The following is a 20,138-nucleotide window of genomic DNA, read 5'->3' as shown; positions in this document are numbered from 1 at the left end:
AGATGAAATACCTTATAAACAAGCAAACAGTATAGTAGAACTAAAACGAATGGTTGATGATTACATGGACCACTATAACAATACAAGAAAGCAATGGACATTAAAAAAGATGACTCCGGCAGCATACCGAAGTCATCTCATTGCCGCTTAAACAGCAGCGCATCCTTTTTTTAAAACTGTCTACTTAATAGGGTTCAGTTCACACAAAGAACTAGCTGAGTTTTTTAAAGAAGTTTATTAAGGAACCCAGTCCTGTTCAAGACATGGGTTCCTTTTATTTTACATTAACCCATTACTGCAACCCAAAAATGAGATAACGGCATGACAATCAAGAGCGCGGGCAACATGTTTGCAATAGGGAATGATTTTATTCCGCAAATACGGAAACCTGTAGCAATCATAATAATTCCGCCAGTAGCTGAAAAGTCTGCAATCATCGTTGCATCCGTCATAGGTACGATGAAACTTGCACTCAAAAACAAAGTTAAAAGTATAAAGAATTGAGGCACGGCAATGGTCATAACTATAAAACCAAGAGCAGTTGCAAAAATCGCGGCGGTAAAGAAATCAAGAAACGACTTGGTTAATAGAATCGAAGGGTCCCCAGTCATCCCCTCATTGAAAGCGCCAAAAATACCGGTGCCGCTTGCACAAAAAAGGACCACGATACCCACAAATTGTTCCATGAATAGTTTTGGATCTTGAACTCTTCCCGTATCCTTAAAAATTTTGTTGATCGGTTTCTGAACAAGGGTTGCACAATGCTCAATCCCTTTTTCTAATTTAAAGATTTCCCCGATTATGCTTCCCAAAATTAAGGATAGGACTACGGCAGGCAAGGTTTTTAATTCAACGGTTAGGCTGATTCCCATTACCATAGAGGCTAATCCGAGTGTCAAGGGTAAAGCAGTACGTAATCTTTCTGGTATTTTATTTCCTAATAAAGCTCCAACTAAACCACCAATTAAAACGGTGAAACAATTAACAATAACACCTACGGGTAAATGCATTCCATACTCTTTCCTCTCTAACTAAGTTCTAATAACAAGTAATCAATAATAGCCCCCTATCACTATGTACATCTTTCTCAGCAATACTAGATTGATACTTAGGTATTAGTCGATGTTCTCCCCTTTTGCAGCAATAAATATGATTATATCAACTACAATTTTTTGGAACAATTAATATTGTCATTGAGAACTAAAAAAAGCCGCGCTGATCGGCTGCGGCATTCATCGTTTATTACATATATTAGATATATTCTTCATCTTTATTAAACTATAAACCTGCTGATCGCTTTAACCTTTCTGCTATCTGAATAAGATCTTCTGCCGAGATTCCCGGCGCAAATTCTTCAGGTAAATCCGGCAGTTCCGGTACGGGTCCACTATATCCTGGCAGTCCCGCAAAAGCCTCAAGTTTCCCCCCATCTGTTGGATGAACCCCTTTCCAGATCTGGGCAATCTGCTGATAGTCTTTGTCACTGAACGTGTAAAGTCTTCGATGTTCTCCAGCCGCTTCCCACTTTCTTGTCGTATCAAATACTTTATTATCGAGTCTAGGTATGGGGAATAGCTTGGTTACATCGACTCCTGTAGCCATTTCAAGTGCTTTCGCATAAGCCAGTATATGTACACCGCCGCGCACAAGTAAATATCCGGTCATTTCCCGAGCCGCCGGATGATCTGTCATTTCATACACTCTCATTTTATGTGTGCGCGCTCCGCATTCCAGGAAAAAATTATGCAATAAATCGAATATAAGATTCCCGCTGCTTACCACATACGACCCGTTCCAGGGTCTTCCCATAGAATCATAAGGAAGTGCCGTCTGTGCAGACTCAATAAAATGAGATGTCATCCGTGCATCTTTACCTACTCGCAGCGGTGTTGTATCTGGATCTCCTGGAGATGTCGTACCGCTAAGCATAATATTAATCGTATTTGCTACAAGCTCAACATGACCAAATTCTTCTGCTGTGATGCTCGCCACGATATCATAGAACGGACGCAACTTAGATTTGCCTCTAAAGTTGAAGGACTGAAACATATAATTATTCAAGGTCGACATCTCTCCAAAGCGTCCACCCATAAGTTCCTGAACTGCACTGGCACCGTTCGGATCCGGTCCTGAAGACAGGGGAAGCGGCAATTCAATTGCGAGACGGTCTACTCGTTTAAACATTCCTATTTCCTCCTTAAATGCTCTTTGATTCATGTTATGTGACGATACTCGCGCGTTATGCATGGACAGGTTTTTTTGTCATTTATTGTTGTTGATTTTATAAAAACGCAGGAAACACAAAAAAGAGCCCCTCTAACCAGGGCTCTCATTCGTCAATAGATCGTGTTTAATTTAATACGTTATACTCAAAATTAGAAAACTCAGCAGTTCCCCCGATTTTTTCTGTAGAGAATAAAAATAAACCGATGCGGCATCCCATAAAATGATCCAATTTATACACCATATGATGTGTAATTCCGAGTTTTTTCCAGCTCTCGCCGTCTAAGTAGTGGAACATACACTCATCCGTGTTATTTATGAAGTTCGCCGATGCTTTCAACGTCACTTTGTTTTCTTTTACGGGAATTTTTGCATAGATGTCACCGGGCTTCGTATCTACTAAATTTCCAAAGATCGACTTATCGTCGGTATCTCGAGCGATCATTACCAAGTAATATTGCCCAGCCTCTTTCGTCAGTGCAATCAATCCATAAGTGCCGATTAAGAAACTCAAACCGGCATAATCCCCGTCTTGCAGTTCACTGCCATCTAGTGTAACGACTGCCTCACATGCAGGCCCCATCGCTCGCTGCGTCAACGTGTTCTGAGCAAACGTTAGATTGGGACTGATTTTTCCAGATTGAATACGGTATGTCCCCGGCTTATCTGTCACCGACCATAGATCATCATTCGGAATATGATTCCACTGCCAGAAATCCTTCAGCTTCACTTTTCCATTCTCATCCGTATCATAACGAAAATCATCGCTTCCGATCAGGGGCTTATACTCATAACCGGGTCTCGTACTTGGGATCTCAATATATGTTGGGGCCTCTTTCGCAAATACCGGAAAATCATCTTCAAAATGCAGAGGAACGATAACCGGGATACGGCCTACCGCACCATGATCCTGGAATAACATAGCATACCAGTCTCCATCAGGCGTATCGACAATCCCCCCCTGAGCTACTCCTGCATTAAAATACCCCATGTCATCATTAAAAACTTCTCCGCCTGTAAATTCACCCTCTAAAGAATCAGCAACATAACAAGCCTGCGTTCTGCGTCCTTTTGTAGCAGGTGTAATATGTATAAAGAAAGCATAGTATTTTCCGTTTATTTTATATAGATGGGCGCCTTCATAACCTAAGAAGTACTCTCCCGGTTCTCTCACGATAATTCGACTCAGTCCGTCTGGCTTTGGTCCAGATAAGTCTTCTTTTAGTTCGGTAAGATGAATGTCAGCGTTACCATAAATGAGATAAACACGGTCGTCGTCATCAAATAGAAGAGAACAGTCATGATAAAACCCTTCAATATACTGTTTTGTCCACGGCCCATTTATATCACTTGCTGTATACAAGTAGGTTTTGTGCGTATCGTTTGCTACAAATATGACATAGAATTTCCCTTTGTGATGACGGATAGATGCTGCCCACATCCCTTGGCTATAGATTTGCTGATCTCCCTCGAGCCTTTGAGCAGGTGTATCTTCAAGTATATCGTATACATGAGTAGCTACTTCCCAGTTGATCAAATCATAAGAACGCAGAATAACACACCCCGGCATCATATGCATCGTCGTACTAACCATATAATACGTATCTTCTACTCTAATCACGTCAAGATCCGGGTAATCAGCCCATATAATCGGATTGTTCTTCATGTTGTATCTCCTTCATCTTTTTGATATTTTCGAAGCATCTAAACTTAAGAAATTATATCGCCATCACACATCCTACCCAATAGCGTACTCACTTTGCTGCACAACCTTTAGCCACTCATTAGCAATAAGCTCGTGTCCCGCAGCGGTCGGGTGAATTCCATCCCACATCCAATATTCAGGGGTCACTTTGTCTGCTGCCTGATCAAATACCTCTTGCAGAGGGATAAATAAGGTATGGTATGTATGTGAGAGTTCCCTAACGATAGAGCGATACTCATCTGTCTTTTTACGCAGCTCTGTCCAGTTATTTGCTGTTAACTCTGTTTGAAGAATAAAAGGCTCACATAGCACCAATCCTGTCTGAGGAAGCACTTCTCTTGTTTCGCTCAGCAACTGGTGATAGATTCGTTCAAAACGGTCTGTAGCTCCGCGTGGATCACCAGAAATAAGGCTCGTTGCATCATTAACACCAATAAGAATACTAATCAGGTCAGGTTGTAAACTAATCGTATCTTCATTCCAACGTGCATACAGATCGGAGACTCGATTTCCACTAATCCCTCTATTTATAAAATGAGGCTGGCTTGCTGCAAACTCCGCTCCTAACTGGCTTGCAAGAAGATATACATAACCATGTCCAAGAATATGATTCAGGTCCATATCTCGTCCCCAATTCCCATCGGTAATGGAGTCTCCTTGAAATAAGATCGTTTTTCTTTTTCTCTCCATAAGTCCCCTTCTCTCCATTCAGCAGGTATAATTTGAATAATTATCTTTATATTGTACAGAATCCCAGTCGTTCTTGACTAGGATAGATTTTCTCAAATACAAAAAACTCATCGTCTCCCTTGAGGCAATGAGTTTTTTAAACGCTGAGGACGGTTATTTTATAACCCTTTAGAAACCTGCTGTCCAGCCACCATCCGCAGCAAGCACCGCACCATTTACGAAGCTCGACTCATCCGATGCTAGAAATAGAGCGACCCCAGCAATTTCTTCTGCTTGCCCAATGCGAGGGATAGCGCCTTGTGTAACTTTTGTTCTCGAAGCTCCAAACTCATTCACGTTCTTTATTGTAGAAGAAATATTAGTCATTGTTGCACCCGGAGCAATCGCATTACAACGAATACCTTTCTGTGCATACATAAAGCCCGTATTTTTCGTAATCCCAATAACGGCATGCTTGGACGCTGTATAAGCTGCACCTGCATGAGCTCCGCTAAAACCGCCTGTTGAAGCTGTATTTATAATGATTCCTTTTCCTTTATCCAAAAAGATCGGAAGTGCTTTACGGATTGCGCGCATAACACTTTTCGTATTGACATCAAAAATGAGATCCCAGCTCTCATCGTTAACATCACCGACTGGACCCATATTATCCATAATACCTGCGTTGTTCACTAAAATATCAAGTGTTCCAAATTCGTTAACTGCCGTATCAATCATTTCATTAATATCGTTCAGATCGGCAACATTGGTTTTTACAGCAATCGCTTTTCCGCCATTGGCCTCAATACCTGATGCGACCACTTCTGCACCTTCGATGTTCAGGTCTGACACAACAACGCTTGCTCCCTCTTTCGCATATAACTCTGCAATTGCTTTCCCCATACCTGATGCAGCTCCGGTAACGACCGCAACTTTACCTTCCAAACGCATGACAATCCCTCCAGCCATTTATTGAACACTTGTTCATTTAGATTATAGAGGGTATGGAATGTTTGTCAATAAAAGAAGGTGCTAGTTACCTAGACGATCAATTGTCTTTCCTAATAAAAACTTCCTTTTTGCAAGATGAAATAACTTCGTTTTAGAAAGTAGTGGTGCAGATGCGATCACCCATTTTTTCGTCCATCTTGGAGCTTTAATAATGGCCTTCGCGATCAATCCCTGCATCCGGTGGACCATCATCACTTCTTTCGCTCGTAAAGCGGTTAAAGACTCTACTTCTCTAAAATCAAGATCCTCATCTTGTATAGACGCATGAATTAAATCCGCTAAAACGGCTGCTGTCTCTGCTGCCAAAGAAATCCCGATTGCGCCTACTGGAGACGAGCAATGAGCGGCATCTCCAATGAGTACACAACCTTTTTTATACCATTGATCAACAAAGAATACATCGGCTTTTAAGGTAACAAAGGACTTAAAATCAGTAATCTCACGCAGCGGTTCTTGTAAATCTGGAAATACGCTGATTAGTTCCTCAGAGAGGGCACCGATTCCCCTCTGCTTTATTACCTCCCATTCCCCTTTCCTCACTGTAAACCCGATTTGCAGTACGTCACTTGAACTGGGTACAACAATGAAACTGCGATAATTAGTTACTCTGAAAAAAATATCTTTATGCTGATCTTCCTGAATCGGTACGGTGAACCAAATCATATCAAAATCATGATTCTTATATTTGTAAGTAAAATCACCCTGTTTTCGAATGGTTGAAAAACGGCCGTCTGCACCTACAGTCAAGTGGGCACGGATTTGGACTTCTTGTTTCTGAGTAAGAGCAACCACCCCACTGATTCTGTCTTCCTCTGTGATCAATGACTTCACTCTGGCATTAAAAATCATGTGAAAATGATCATACTTTACTGCTTCATCATATAGAGCTTGGAGTAATACAGACTGCTTCATTCGTACGGAAAAAGGTGCTTCTGGCGTATCCTCTGCGTAATCGATAGACGAAATCAGTTTATCCTCGCTCCAGATTTCTCCCGTTAACAGCTTTATATGTTCGTACTGGTACAGATGTTGATCCAGTCCTAATTGTTTCATTAATCGAATGAAACGAGGTTGTAACACTTCGCCTCTGAATTTACGTTCAAAATTGGGTTGACTCTCTAGCACCGTCACATGGATTCCTTGCTTAGCTAACAAGAGGCCTAATAGCAACCCTGAAGGTCCTCCGCCAACAATACATACGGTTGTATTCCTATTTTGTGTCATCACATTTTGCTCCCAACATTACTTGCTTTCGGTGTGGATTTATTCACCATCTCTTCATTTTAGCATCTTTACACATGTAATATCATGTAAGATAAAAAAGACGAAGAACTTAGAAGTCCTTCGCCTGGATAGCAAGATTAAACGGTAGTTTTTTCTTTTTTCACTAATGCATGACCTTTACCGGTTGCCATTTTCCCTATCGATGCAATTAACATAATAACACCTAATATAAGCAGAATCGCAAATAGTCCATGGTAAGTGCTAAGAATCGCCGCCTTCTTGGCATTTATATCTGCTATCGTATCGATCTGACTGAGCTGCCCTATCTGTTTTTCATATTGATTTGCATTCAGAAGGTAGAGAAACCACCCAAGGAATGGTGCAAAGACGGCACCTGCATAGTTTCTGATCGTGTGCAGTGAAGCTGAACGACTGGATGCTTGATGTGCATTTCCTGCAAATAAAGTTCCTATTGCGCCTGATATAAAGGTCATACTGAGGCCAAAGCCTAAACAAGCCATTTGGAAATTAAGCGTAGTGAGCGATGCCTCAGGTTGTATTGAGGACCACTTCATACTTACGATAACGGTGAGTATCGAACCTACGATTCCTAGAATTCCTGCTCCCCACCTATCGTAGAATAGAGCGCATAAGATAGCGGATATGACAATGCCTATAAAGAAACAGCAATAAAAATAAGTGAAGTCGATGAATGAAACATTTTTAATCGTTCGCATGTATCCATTAACCCCAACAAAGATAACAATAAGTGAGATATGTCCCGCTGCTGCCATTACTGTACCAAACACAGCCTTGGGCTGGGCTAAAGCACGTATTGGCACAATAGGAAATTCATTTCGACTATCATTTTTGAAAAGAAGCGTCATAAGAATTATAGCTATAACGAGAAAAGGCCAAACATAAACGGAATCAAAGCCTTTTTCTTGTAGATTAAGAATAGGAAAAGCGAAGGCTGCCGTCAGAAGACCTAATAAGAGAAGTCCGTTTTTGTTGATCACCGTTTTTTCTTTTTGTTCTGCTTTTTGTTTAGGTAATGTAACAAAACCAACGCAGAGACAAAGCAGTGAGCAAAATATATTAATAATATACAGCCAGCGCCAAGCATCCGTGCTTAAAGATATCGTACCAAATATCGCTCCAATGGCTGACGCACCAAAGAGTCCCACAACGACCGAGAACATGAAGAACTGACGTAAATGGTTCGGAAATGAAAGGAATTTAGCAGACAGAATCGTTAAAAACAACATCCCCGCACTAAGCCCTTGGATCACCCTTCCGATGATTAACGTGGTTATATTATAGGATAATGCATCAATAATGGTCCCGCACAGAAAAACAAACACAAGGCTAAGATAGAAGTTTCTCAGTCCAAATTTTTTAGAAAAAACACGTCCTAATGGTATGCCAAGTGCAAAAGCAAGACTGGATAAACTTGAAGGAATAAGCATCTCCTGCGCACTCAGATGAAGCCCATTTTGAATAACACTTTGTCCAACCGTATAAGAAAGATTAAGAAAATATTGTGGTCCAATCGAAAAGATCGTAAGAATCGACATAATTATGTATTTAGGAATACTTAATTTCTTTGGATTGGTCATCGTTGCATGATTGCTTTGACTCATATATGTCCTCCTCTAGTTGTCTAACGAGCCCTAACCTAGTAGAAAATAAAAAAATAGCTAAATGGATAAAATGAAACCCTCCTAAATTAAAATAACTCACTTTATAAACTAACTTGTAATATACAAGTTGTATGTTACAAGTTATAGTGAGTAAGTTACATTATACAACTTCGTATTATTAAATCAATCACTAAAATTATCCAATGATAAAATTTGATGTTTATGTAGATTATTTATTCCATCTTTTGAAATCTCGATTTAAGCGAGTCAAATTGGCTTCTAAGGTTTTTAATTCATCATGAGTCCAATCTTGAAGCACCTTTTCATATACTTCATACCTAGCGCGCTGAACTCTCTGTAGAACTTCTTTCCCCTCCTGCGTAATTTCCAAAAGGCTAATTCGTCCATTATGAGGGTCAGGAAACCGCTGAATGAAATGCTTTGCTTCTAACGTAGCAACTTGTCTGCTTGCTGTGGAAAGACTAAGTTGTAATTTCTCAGCAAGGATATTCATCGCGAGTGGACTATCATTATCCAGTTCGCTAAGCAGAAGATACTCAGAACGATCAAGAACTCCCAGGCGAGGCTTATAAGCGGTTGTAAGACGTACTAGCAATGCGATCTCGTGCTCAATAGTTTGAAGTGGGTCTTGTTTCATGGTTAATCCCTCATTTATACGCATATAGTTGATGAAGATTACATTCTTTCTCTTCTTTCTCTCATCATTCGTTATCGTTATTGTGTCATATTCAAACTCGGGGTACAAGATTAAGCTTCATTTATTCCCCTCCAAGTTCACTCATTTCTACATGATAACATGAGTCTTTTTAAGTTGCTGCTTGAAGGGGACAATACTACCCTGTAATGTCTATATTAAAATGAATCTAATCAATTTCATTCGAATTACGTTTGATCCTTATTAAACAGCAGATCGAGCACTTTTTCATTCGCCTTCCGATTCTTTCCTTTATATGGGTAGCAGTGAATATGAATCGCAGGATTGAAGTTGATTTCGATAACGCTGTAATTCGATTCTGTCGCTTGAACATCAACATCATCAATCATCATATCCACTCCGCAGATGGTTGCACCGGCAGCCTTCGCCGATAGAATCGCAATCCGCATATAGCTTTCATCTACCTCATCCGTATAATCAATGCTATCTCCACCTGTACTGATATTCGAGTTTTCTCGTAAATAGATGACTTCCCCTTTTGCAGGAATATCGTTCCACCCTTTATTATGATTCTTCAGAAACATCTCTTCTGAATCTCCAAGCTGAATCTTCTCCAAAGGTGTCTTGTACCCTCTTCCCCGAAGTGGGTCCTTATTCTTCTCATGAACCAATTCCTGAATAGTATGAACACCGTCTCCGACAACATTGGCAGGAACCCGGTGCAACACCCCTACAACCTCATCCCCCATTACAAGAAAACGATATTCTTTTCCTGTCATGAATTCTTCAAGAAGAACGGTTCGGTCATGCGTAAAAGCGATCTCGAAAGCTTTATCCATGTCTTCTCTAGAATATTCTTCGTTAAAAATCGTAATACCAAGTCCGAAGTTGGTCGATTTCGGCTTTATCACGATTGGTTTACCTCGGTACATATCATACGATTGTTTAGCTTCGTCTAAACGATGAAACACTTCACCGGACGGAACGCGTATGCCATGCTGAGATAGTACAGCCTTAGTAACGACCTTATTTTCCATAATCAAGACGGTGCTATACGAATCTAACGATGTCTTTGTCGCTTGCTTCACGTATTCCTTATGATTTCCTTTGGTTAATACAACAAAGTTTTCTTCTCGGTCTAGTATTTCAAATTTTATTCCGCGTTTTACCGCCGCTTTTAGAAGAAGTTGAGTGGATAGTTCAAGATCCTCATACCCGGAAAAACGATATCCCGTCAAAATGCTTTGCTCGGCGTATTCTTTCGCTTTTTCGAGATGGTACGTAAGGTACGAAGATTTTTGAATTTCGGACTTCACGATCGAAGCAGCACTAAGTTCTGGATGCATAATTTTTCGTTTCGCATTCTCTAAAATTTGCACATACATCTCTTTCTTAGGGAACAAAAGAGCCACCATCTCTTCCATTTCTTCTATGCAAGTGAGCGCAGTCTCTTTCATCCATTTTTTGTTGTTCTCTTTATCGTGTAAATGACCGGTCATCCCGTTTGTAATTAACTGATCATGATTCAAATCAGCTATCCTTTGATCCTGCTCGCTAAACGGCTCGTCCTTCTTCAGCAACATAAAGAGTAAGAACAAATGAATAAGTCTTAAGGTATCAATACTGATTCCATTCTTATAAAGCGGGTTTAAATCAATGAATCGCAGTTCCAAATAAGCGACTCCATCTTCTAGCAGTTCTTGCAGTGGATCTATGCCTTTTGCGGTTTTGATACGAACCGGGCTATAAAATTCTTTTACACTCAGTAATTCATCTTTCTGAATCAACTCTTTTAAATCACGAACATAATCCTTAGCTGAATCATATGAAACCCTCATCGGTTTTGTATTTCGATAGCCGCATGAACTATTTCGCAGTGAGTTCATATTCGGAAAATAATAGCTTTCGTTATCATCGGAATGTCCTGTTGCTACACAAATATCCATATAAGTTCTATCGAACACAGGGCTTGCCCCCGTTAAATAGATCAACATCCAGCGGTACCGAAGCATGTTGCGAGCTACTTTAAAATAAACCGCATCTTTGAACAATTTGTATTCTTCGCTGCCGCCTTCGATGTGATGCAATTCGCGAAGAAAACGTTCTTCAAACGAGAAGTTATAATGAATTCCGCTAAGCAGCTGGCGTTTTCGCCCATATTTATCCGCTAGCTCATGACGATATTCATCCGCAATCGGATCGTTCATTTGCGCGATTGGAATTTCATTTTCTTTTGGCAGCATTGGGGGATTGCTGCTCGGCCACAAATATTCTCCCTTCTCCATTAATTCGTGAGATACGATATCTTGCAGCGCTTCTAAAAAATAATAAGCTTCCTCTATCGATTCAAAAGTGGGCGTAATCATTTCCATTTGGCTCTCCGAAAAGTCCGTTTGAATATAAGGATGCTCAAGCTTATTCCCAAAAGCTTCTGGATGAGGAGTTAAGGCAAGCTTTCCTTCTTGATTCACCCTTACATTTTCTTTTTCCAGTCCAAATCGACCTTGGAGCAGCTCTTCTTGTAATGAGTGTTCCCTTAATGTTTGGATGAATTTATGATCTAGTAATCTCATGAATGAACCTTCCTTCTTGTTTTAGATCACCGTTTGTGGAACCGTCATTTTGCGTAAAGATCTTCTAAACCAATAGACGAGAACCAAACCTTTGAACACACTGCTTAGTGCAATTGCCATCCATATCCCATTTAAACCGAAAGGTTCCGATAAAATGATAGCAAGCGGTATTCTTAGTGCTGTAAAAGTGATGCTAAATAGCGGAGGAATATGCGTTTTACCTATTCCATTAAATGCACCCACTGTCATTAGTTCGAGACACATAAACAACTGAGAATAGCCTAAGATTCGCATATAATCCGTTCCAAGAGCGAGACTCTTCGCATCTGATAAGAATAGAGAAAACAGTTGCTCTGGGAATAGTATAAAAATAAGAGAAATAACAATACCGAATACAGAAGTCAGCGAGAGCGCTTTGGCATAACCCTCATGGATACGATCCATCCGCCGGGCCCCATAATTTTGTCCGAAAAAGGCCGCTATCGCACCTTGTAGACCTCCAATGGTCATATAAGAGATCGATTCGATTTGAATTCCTACTTTTTGAACGGCAATAGCCTCCGCTCCAAAACGTACAATTAATTTTGCAATAATAATTGAAATCATCGTAAAAGTAACGCGTTGGATCGTGATCGGAACCCCCATGCGGATGACTTCTTTTAAAAGCTTGGCATCCCATACAAGTGCTATTGTAACCAGATTAGAATGACGAGTCTGCAAGAAAAATAACAGGGTCACAACGATATTCGCTGTCAGTGTCGCGATAGCAGCCCCTACGACACCCCATCCTTCAAAATTTCCAAAACCGAAGATGAGGAATGGGTCCAAGGCAATATTTAAAATGAGTCCAATCGTATAAATACGAAATGGTTGTTTACTGTTCCCCATAGCATTCAATATCGTAGCGTATAACGTATTCAGTATGGAAAAGACCGTCCCTAAAATAGAAATGAGTAGAAACTGTTTTGCCATTCGTTCCACTTCACTACTTCCAAGATCAAAGAAACCAATCAGCTGATCCTGAGCAAGAAAGACAAAAATCATATACAGTACGCTTAACAAAACAGACATCACAAATCCATTTTTCACATAGGACTTAGCTTTGTCTTCCTGACCCGCTCCCATACAATGAGATACTTTAATCCCCGTACCAATCGTTATCAAGGTAGACAAAGCAATTGCTAAATTGATAAAAAAACTAGCTGTACCAATGGCCGCAACCGGGCCGCTGCCAAGTCTCCCAACCCAGATCATATCCACAAGCCCATACGTTGTTGAGATGAAATTCGTCGCAACAATGGGAAGTGCTAATTTCATTAAGGTCGGCATAATTGGGCCTTGAGTTAAATCGTGTGTACCTTTCATAGGTATGTATCTCCTTCCTCCAATTATAAAAAACCGATCACAAGGATCGGCAAAGCAAAACGATATCAATTCTTTTAGGAGATGAACATATAATTACATGTTTATATTACGATTTGCATAATCAAGAATACCACAAGAAAAAAGCTTCTTCAATTGAAGAAGCTGACCTACTAATCAATCAGATTTGCACCAATCATAAGACCCGTATCCCCAGGATCTTGCAAAGATATTTCCGAGATCGCCCAATATTCAGGGTCACCTGCTTTCACAATAGTGAGGACTGCTTTCCCATAATCTATAATCCCATCTGCAGCTACGAGCAGCGGATAGGCAAATGAAATTTGTACTTTGTCTGCTGACAAGGTTTTTGTATCCATCTTCGTTACCGTTCCCATATGCGGACTCGATCCGCCTGTAACCCAGGAATTATCTTCAAATTCTTGTTTGGTTTTTTTCTGTAATTCTGAAGTCATCACTGCATACTGAGTTGGACCGCTTCGACGCTGAACTCCGCGAATCCATGTATTTGCTGCTTCTTCCGGTGTTGTTGCAGCAAGCCCGTTCATCAGACCATTTACTTGTCTAGCTAAATGAGTTGCTTCTGGAAGGGTAATATAAATACCGTGGTCTTTGTATGCCACTTCTCCTTTAAACAGCTGCACCATGGTGCGTAAAGAAATCATTGCCGTACCTTTTTCGATTTTTAATTTCCCATAGGAATTTGCATATTCTACATTATTAATATAAATCTGTGGCAAGGATGTCATAGCGACAGCAGAACCGGATATCAATACAAAAGCAGTACACGTCACCATCAAGACCTTGAATCGTTTTTTCATGTCGCATCATTCTCCTGGTATAATTTGTAATATATACATAGTAACATGATCATTTCTATGAAAGTTACATTCAGATGACATTTAGTTTACATGTCTTACAAGAAAAAAAGCCGCCAAATTGGCAGCTAGTATAATAAGCTCTTGTCCCTATTAGAACGTCACTTTTCCTTATAAGAACATCATTAATAGAATGTATTCACTCCTGTGATCGCTATTTTTGTCTTCTACTTATAACCAATGCCTTCATAGTAGTAACCTAATGACTTCATGGTCTCCGCGTCAAGCATATTCCGTCCATCAAAAAGGTTGGGCTGCTTCATTTGCTGATGCATTGATTTCCAGTCTAGTTCTTGGAACATTGTCCATTCGGTACATATGAATACTACATCTGCCTCTTTAAATACATCTTCAGCCATAGGAACAACGGTCAGATGATCATGTGTGAAATCAGCGGGGAGTTTGGCGATCGGGTCATATAGATGAACGGTGGCTTGTTGACCCAGTAAGTCCTGAATCAAACGAAGTGACGGAGCTTCACGGATGTCGTCTGTGTCAGGTTTAAATGCTAAACCTAGAACAGCTACTTTCTTGCCTGCAAAATCTCCTAATCTATTCTTTGCTTTATCAAGCAAGTATAGATATTGGCTTTTATTTACGTTGACCACTTGTTCTAATATCTGCAGTTTCATCCCATTCTCTTCTGCTGTTTGCTGTAACGCAGATACATCCTTAGGAAAACAGGATCCTCCATAGCCGATTCCGGCTTGCAAGAATCTTGACCCAATTCTAAGATCGAGACCCATGCCTTTGGCTACCTCTCTGATATCTACCTCTAGACGATCACTTAACCTGGAAAGTTCATTCATGTAGGAGATTTTAGTGGCAAGGAATGCATTGGATGCATATTTAATGAGTTCGGCCGTGCGCGGGGTAGTTTCGATCATTTCACTATTCATAGAGGAATACAGCTTCTGAAGCAATTTCGCCGCTCGGTCACTTTCCGTTCCGATAATAATACGGTCAGGATGTAATGAATCTTCTAATGCCTTTCCCTCACGTAAAAATTCAGGGTTAGAAGCGACATCATAAGGATGAGCATTCCTATTCGATTCTGAGATCCATTCCGTAACTTTTTCCTGTGTTCCCACGGGAACTGTACTTTTATTTACGACAAGTTTATAGCCATTCATATGATAAGCCACATCTTCTGCCACCTGTTTCACATAGGATAGATCTGCACTCCCGTCCGGACGTGAAGGAGTCCCAACACAAATAAATATCACGTCATTCTTTTGGATGGCTTCTTTCTTATTTGAAGTGAATTGAAGTTGACCTGAATTATTATGCTTTAGAAGCAGTTCCTTTAAGCCAGGTTCATGAAAATATAGGATGCCCTTTTGCAGTTGATCTAATTTCTGCTGATCCGTATCAAGCCCCGTAACCTTCCATCCCATTTCGGCAAACACCAAAGCTGTTGTTGTCCCCACATACCCTGTGCCAATCACAAGTATATTCATCCCTCATCTTCTCCTTTTTCTTCGATCCCGACCCAAGTAGAACCTGAGCCAATCACCATCTTCCGAATGGGCTGCCCTATTTTCTTTATGTGAACATCACTGAGGAGGATACTGTCCTGTATAGAGCAGCCATTTATTGTTGAGTTCTCTCCAATGGATACATAAGGACCTATAACTGCATCTTCTATAACACTGTTTTGCTCAATAGAGACAGGTCCCAAAATAGTGCTATTTTTTACAATAACCGAAGGATGAATATAGCTCTCATTTGGCATTTCTTTCAGCATTTTTCGGTTGGCTGTAATCCACCTTTCTACGGTTCCTACATCAATACTCGATATTTCCGTCTTATAATAAGCTACGGGATACCCTTCCTGAATCAGCCACTGGATCGCATCCGTGATCTCGTATTCCCCTCTAGCGGATGGCTTGATCGTTTCAGCAGCCTTAAAGATAGATGATGAAAACGCGTAGGCACCCAGCACTGCTAGATTGGATTTAGGCTTTAGCGGTTTTTCTTCCAGTCTTACAATTTTTGAGCCAGCCACCTCGGCAATTCCATAATCTTGAGGATAATCCACCTCGGCTAACAATAAAGCAGCATCATTTTTCTCTGTGTCCACTTGATCTTTGAGTATCTGGAGTGAAGTAGAGATGAGATTATCTCCTAGCAGCAATATAAATGAATCCTGACCGATAAAATCTTTCGCCTGCAAGATTGCATTTGCAATCCCAGCGGGCCTTAGTTGATAGATATACGTAATTCTGATATTTTGTCCGCCTATCTTTTGCACACTTTCTCTGATACTAGATTCCTGAGAAGGATGGATCACGATCCCAATCTCGGTTATGTTTTGATCGATTAATTTATCAATACATCCGTGAAGCAATGGGACGTTCGCTACAGGAATTAATGTTTTAGGATGAGAAATGGTGAACGGATATAACCGGGTTCCTTTTCCTGCACATAGGATTAATCCTTTCAAAGGATCGCACGCTCCTTTCCATTACTGCATTCTCAATATTCTATGAAAAATAAATAGCTTTGGATTGGATTCTCGTACCTTAAAGGAGAAAGAGACATTAGTTTAATAGGTTCTAAAAAGGCCCATTCCATCCCAAAGCAATCGGCATAGAATGTGGAGTAGTAAGCCTTAGCTTCGGCTAGTTCAAAGGAGGCAGATTCATTTTGAAGATTGTTCAAGTATCCACAAATTCACTTCCCGTTCCACCTATCGATTACGGCGGTACGCAGCGAGATGTGTATTATCTTACAGAGGAACTAGTTAATCGCGGTCATGAAGTAATTCTCTTTGCAAAAAAAGGATCGAACACTCGCGCCACGAAAACGTTTGAATATCCGTCAGATAGTAAAGAAGAACAATTAGAATTTATTATTAAAAACACTCCCTCTGATGTAGATATCATTCATGACCACTACGGCATCGTAGCCAAGTCTAATCCACCTATTCCCACCATCCGTAATTCACATTCTAAAAGTGCGGCAGGAAGCCAAATCCCTGTGTTTGTCAGTAAAAAAATAAGGGACATCAACAAAAAAGGCTATTATGTGCATAATGGAATTCGTCTAAGTGACTACCCTTATAAAAAGAAGAAAAAAGGTTACTTACTCTTTATTGGCAGAATGATGAGCGGAAAAGGAGTCCATCTTGCCGTTGAGGTCGCCCAGAAAACAGGCAAAGAGCTGATTATCGCAGGGACCTTTAATAACAATCCAAAGTATGTAGAGTACTTTAATGAACAAATTAAACCTCATTTAAATGACAAGATCCGGTTTATTGGTCCTGTTGGCGGCGCTCAGAAAATGAAACTGTTATCTGAAGCAAGCTGTGTCCTATTCACTTCCACTTGGAATGAACCTTTCGGTTTAGTTCTCATTGAAGCATTAGCTTGCGGCACACCCGTGCTTGCATTCAAAGCAGGAGCCATCCCTGAAGTCCTTCATGGCTTACCACAGCTGCTCTGTAATAATGTGAATGAGATGTCGCGCAAAGTGAAAAGTGGTAAATCATATCCATCTCCAAAAACATGCCGCTTGTATGTTAAGAAATATTATTCAGATAAAGTAATGACAGATAACTTTTTAAAACTCTATAAAAAGGTAATTAAAAAGAAAAAATATAAAGTAACGAAAAATTCCACATGGAATAAAAGAAAAGCGATTATAGATAAGGAGTTGAACAGATAATGGCTTCTATCATCGCATGCACCATGAGACCCGAATTCATGGACAACATTTTTTCAAATTACGAACGGCAGGAGTGGCATAATAAGGAACTAATCATTATCCTGAATAATGACAGTATGAGTCTTAAAGCATGGAAGAAAAAAGCAAAAGAATATGATAATGTGAGAGTCTACAAGCTCCCCGAGCGTTACACATTAGGAAAATGTCTGAATTGGGCCATTGAAAGAGCAAAGGGAACTTTTGTCGCAAAATTCGATGATGATGATTACTACGGACCTCATTATTTAAAAGAATCCCTTCTCGCCTTGAAGGCAAAAAAAGCACCGATCGTCGGTAAACATTCCACTTATGTGTACTTCGAAGAAAAAAAGGCGCTCATGGAATATCGCAAAGGAAAAGAACACATGCTCGGAAGAAGACTGAAAGGCGGAACTTTGTTCTTTCGAAAAAGCGTATGGAAAAAAATCAAGTTTCCGGAGGATACCATCGGAGGATCTGACGCGAAATGGTTGAAGAAGTGTTACAACGCAGGGTACAAAATCTATTATGTCTCTAGTAAGAACTACGTCTGTGTTCGCAGAAAAAACATACAATCTCATACGCAAAAAAGAGCCACCAAACAATATATGAAATCTTGTGAACTTGTCGCCTACACGGATGATTTCGTGAACTTTGCAACTGCTAATATTCCTGATGATTATGAGGAGCTTGCAGACAACCCTTTTTCATATAAATCATATTAACTTCTCATCCGTCAGAGAATAAAGTAAACCATCCTAATGGCGAGCAACGGGCTGTCTGAGAACTCCGTATAGGGGATCATCTCACAGCCCTCTTTGCCATGTTATTCAATAAAAGAAATTCGATTTTATTTGTATTTTCGTATATTCTCGTATTCAATATATTTTTTCAACCAACCAATATCCTGACTTTTATATCGTTTGAGCAGCGTATATTTTCGCTTTAATACTCCTTTGTCCAATTTTTGCTTCGAACGTTTGAAAATATATAGTTTATCCGGTGCGATCTCTTTCACAATCTCATGCAGCGCTTTATGCTGCGAGTGTCCGTACTCTCCCCCTTTACTATGAGTGACGATCATGTTAATTTCGGGATTCGCTTTAAGCACGTTCTCTATATCTTTCTTTAATGACTTACGGTTAAAATCTCCTCCCCATTTATCCTTGTAGTCCCACATTTCATATTCAGCTCCAATGTCTTTCATCACTTTTCTGAACTCTTTGGAACGAACTTTATTTCTACCATTTGTTACACAAATGACCTTCCATCCCTTTTCAGCTAAAAGAAAAGCTCCTCCAAAGATAATCTCGTCATCCGGATGAGCGACAATCATAAGTTTGTTTATCATATAGCACACCCCCAGGCTTTGTTAGATCATCTTGTGGTATACAGCGAGTAATTCATCAGTGATACCCGATATATGAAACTTATTTTTAACAAACTCTCGTCCTGCGTCTCCCCATACGGCTGATGTTTTCTTCGAACGGAGTGCAATCCCGATTAATCGCTCAATTCTTTTCGTATCCGCCGTTTGTTTAGCTCTGTGATCTCCGAAATAATATCTCCACGCCACATTGTAATTTTCTGGCTTCACAATACCAAAGACCCCTTTGCTGCCAATCGCAATTACGGGACGTTTACAGGACATGGCTTCAAGGGCAACTCTTCCTGTACCAATTACCACATCACTGATGGAGAATAGTGAGACCGTGTCTAGTCGCTCTCCTAATATATGAATACGCTGAGCGTGTTTTTTTGCAGCCAATTTTTGAACACTTTTCAGATCGGGACCCCCGCCAACAATCACCACATGTACGTCTGTTTCTTTGTCCATAAAACGCTGAGCCGCTCGAATGAAATTTTTACAGACATCTCCTTTTTCATCTTCTAAACGACTGACATACAAAAGCACTTTCGATTTTCGGGGTATGCCAAGCTGTTTGAGAAGTTCTCTATTTTTGCTATATATAAATTGTTCTGTATTGATACCGTTTGGGATCACAATGGAGGAGATATTTTTTTCTTCCAACCATTTTTTTACGGGGAAACTGACACTGATTACTGCCTTGCGTTCATCACATTTCTTGAGGACTCGATTAATCAGGGAGCGCGGATAATAGGTTCCGTGAATGGTGAATATAAAAGGGATTTTCAGTTTCTTACTGAGATGGCTTCCAAGTAATCCTGTCGTTTCGTGATGAGCATTAATCATGTTAATCTTATGTTTCACTATCCATCTCTCAAACTTGGCCTGATTACGAATACTCGTAAAGGTAGGACAACCAATGGCTTTAAACTTTGACAGTAGACTACCTGGTTTACCTGCTACAAAGACAGAAATCTTTCGTTTTAACATTTCTTCTACGACAGCGGATACATAGGTCTCTGTTCCACCTACCTCGAACTTATCTATAATCATGAGTAAACGTAATGCTTCCATCGTTCTCCCTCCACTGTCTCAAA

The 20,138-nt window shown here is 40.3% G+C and carries 18 protein-coding genes; 3 read left to right on the top strand and 15 right to left on the bottom strand.

The features are described from left to right. Window positions 1-151 (top strand): IS3 family transposase (locus tag KJS58_RS07140; RefSeq protein ID WP_213531824.1); only part of this gene is annotated, 151 nt, incomplete at its 5' end. Window positions 152-284: 133 nt separating this feature from the next. Here KJS58_RS07140 and KJS58_RS07135 read toward each other — a convergent pair. From KJS58_RS07135 to KJS58_RS07075, 13 genes are all read right to left on the bottom strand, one after another. Next, a complete protein-coding gene (locus KJS58_RS07135; RefSeq protein WP_213531747.1) occupies window positions 285-1,010 on the bottom strand; it encodes a DUF554 domain-containing protein in 726 nt (241 codons plus the stop codon). A gap of 268 nt (window positions 1,011-1,278) precedes the next feature. Further along, the gene (locus tag KJS58_RS07130) at window positions 1,279-2,184 is read right to left on the bottom strand and encodes a manganese catalase family protein (protein WP_213531745.1); all 906 of its coding nucleotides are present in this window, start codon (window positions 2,182-2,184) and stop codon (window positions 1,279-1,281) included. Between the two features lie 166 nt (window positions 2,185-2,350). After that, window positions 2,351-3,889 (bottom strand): glycoside hydrolase family 43 protein, encoded by a 1,539-nt coding sequence (locus tag KJS58_RS07125; RefSeq protein ID WP_213531743.1) that lies wholly within the window; start codon window positions 3,887-3,889, stop codon window positions 2,351-2,353. Window positions 3,890-3,961: 72 nt separating this feature from the next. Next, window positions 3,962-4,618 (bottom strand): SGNH/GDSL hydrolase family protein, encoded by a 657-nt coding sequence (locus KJS58_RS07120; protein ID WP_213531742.1) that lies wholly within the window; start codon window positions 4,616-4,618, stop codon window positions 3,962-3,964. 168 nt (window positions 4,619-4,786) lie between these two features. After that, window positions 4,787-5,548, bottom strand: coding sequence for an SDR family oxidoreductase (locus tag KJS58_RS07115; RefSeq protein ID WP_213531740.1), 762 nt, complete (start codon window positions 5,546-5,548; stop codon window positions 4,787-4,789). An 81-nt stretch (window positions 5,549-5,629) separates the two neighbouring features. Then, window positions 5,630-6,832, bottom strand: coding sequence for an FAD-dependent monooxygenase (locus KJS58_RS07110; protein ID WP_213531738.1), 1,203 nt, complete (start codon window positions 6,830-6,832; stop codon window positions 5,630-5,632). A 137-nt stretch (window positions 6,833-6,969) separates the two neighbouring features. Next, on the bottom strand, window positions 6,970-8,475 hold the full coding sequence (locus tag KJS58_RS07105) for an MFS transporter (protein WP_249716977.1): 1,506 nt from the start codon (window positions 8,473-8,475) through the stop codon (window positions 6,970-6,972). 229 nt (window positions 8,476-8,704) lie between these two features. Continuing rightward, on the bottom strand, window positions 8,705-9,133 hold the full coding sequence (locus KJS58_RS07100) for a MarR family winged helix-turn-helix transcriptional regulator (RefSeq protein WP_191799781.1): 429 nt from the start codon (window positions 9,131-9,133) through the stop codon (window positions 8,705-8,707). 245 nt (window positions 9,134-9,378) lie between these two features. Further along, on the bottom strand, window positions 9,379-11,724 hold the full coding sequence (gshAB, locus tag KJS58_RS07095) for a bifunctional glutamate--cysteine ligase GshA/glutathione synthetase GshB (RefSeq protein WP_213531736.1): 2,346 nt from the start codon (window positions 11,722-11,724) through the stop codon (window positions 9,379-9,381). A 21-nt stretch (window positions 11,725-11,745) separates the two neighbouring features. After that, entirely contained in the window at window positions 11,746-13,089 is a 1,344-nt protein-coding gene (locus KJS58_RS07090; RefSeq protein WP_213531734.1) for an MATE family efflux transporter, read from the bottom strand. A 170-nt stretch (window positions 13,090-13,259) separates the two neighbouring features. Then, on the bottom strand, window positions 13,260-13,928 hold the full coding sequence (locus KJS58_RS07085) for a hypothetical protein (RefSeq protein ID WP_213531732.1): 669 nt from the start codon (window positions 13,926-13,928) through the stop codon (window positions 13,260-13,262). Between the two features lie 224 nt (window positions 13,929-14,152). After that, complete coding sequence (locus KJS58_RS07080) at window positions 14,153-15,445, bottom strand: UDP-glucose dehydrogenase family protein (RefSeq protein ID WP_213531730.1); 1,293 nt, start codon at window positions 15,443-15,445, stop codon at window positions 14,153-14,155. Continuing rightward, window positions 15,442-16,431, bottom strand: coding sequence for a sugar phosphate nucleotidyltransferase (locus KJS58_RS07075; protein ID WP_213531728.1), 990 nt, complete (start codon window positions 16,429-16,431; stop codon window positions 15,442-15,444). The genes KJS58_RS07080 and KJS58_RS07075 overlap by 4 nt, the downstream gene beginning before the upstream one ends. Before the next feature lie 203 nt (window positions 16,432-16,634). Here KJS58_RS07075 and KJS58_RS07070 point away from each other — a divergent pair, with 203 nt between their 5' ends. Together KJS58_RS07070 and KJS58_RS07065 are read left to right on the top strand one after the other, a co-directional pair. Then, the gene (locus KJS58_RS07070) at window positions 16,635-17,654 is read left to right on the top strand and encodes a glycosyltransferase (RefSeq protein WP_213531727.1); all 1,020 of its coding nucleotides are present in this window, start codon (window positions 16,635-16,637) and stop codon (window positions 17,652-17,654) included. Then, window positions 17,654-18,397, top strand: a complete 744-nt coding sequence (locus KJS58_RS07065) for a glycosyltransferase family 2 protein (RefSeq protein WP_213531726.1) — start codon at window positions 17,654-17,656, stop codon at window positions 18,395-18,397. Before KJS58_RS07070 ends, KJS58_RS07065 begins: the two co-directional genes overlap by 1 nt. A 125-nt stretch (window positions 18,398-18,522) precedes the next feature. Here KJS58_RS07065 and KJS58_RS07060 read toward each other — a convergent pair whose 3' ends face one another. Beyond that, the gene (locus tag KJS58_RS07060) at window positions 18,523-19,023 is read right to left on the bottom strand and encodes a PIG-L family deacetylase (RefSeq protein ID WP_213531725.1); all 501 of its coding nucleotides are present in this window, start codon (window positions 19,021-19,023) and stop codon (window positions 18,523-18,525) included. 21 nt (window positions 19,024-19,044) lie between these two features. Continuing rightward, window positions 19,045-20,115, bottom strand: coding sequence for a glycosyltransferase (locus KJS58_RS07055; RefSeq protein WP_213531724.1), 1,071 nt, complete (start codon window positions 20,113-20,115; stop codon window positions 19,045-19,047). Between the last annotated feature and the right edge of the window lie 23 nt (window positions 20,116-20,138).

It is taken from the genome of Paenibacillus sp. J45TS6 (assembly GCF_018403285.1).
Classification (GTDB): Bacteria; Bacillota; Bacilli; order Paenibacillales; family Paenibacillaceae; genus Paenibacillus.
Note: the sequence above shows the minus strand (reverse complement) of the source record. Positions and strands in the feature narration are given on the sequence as shown.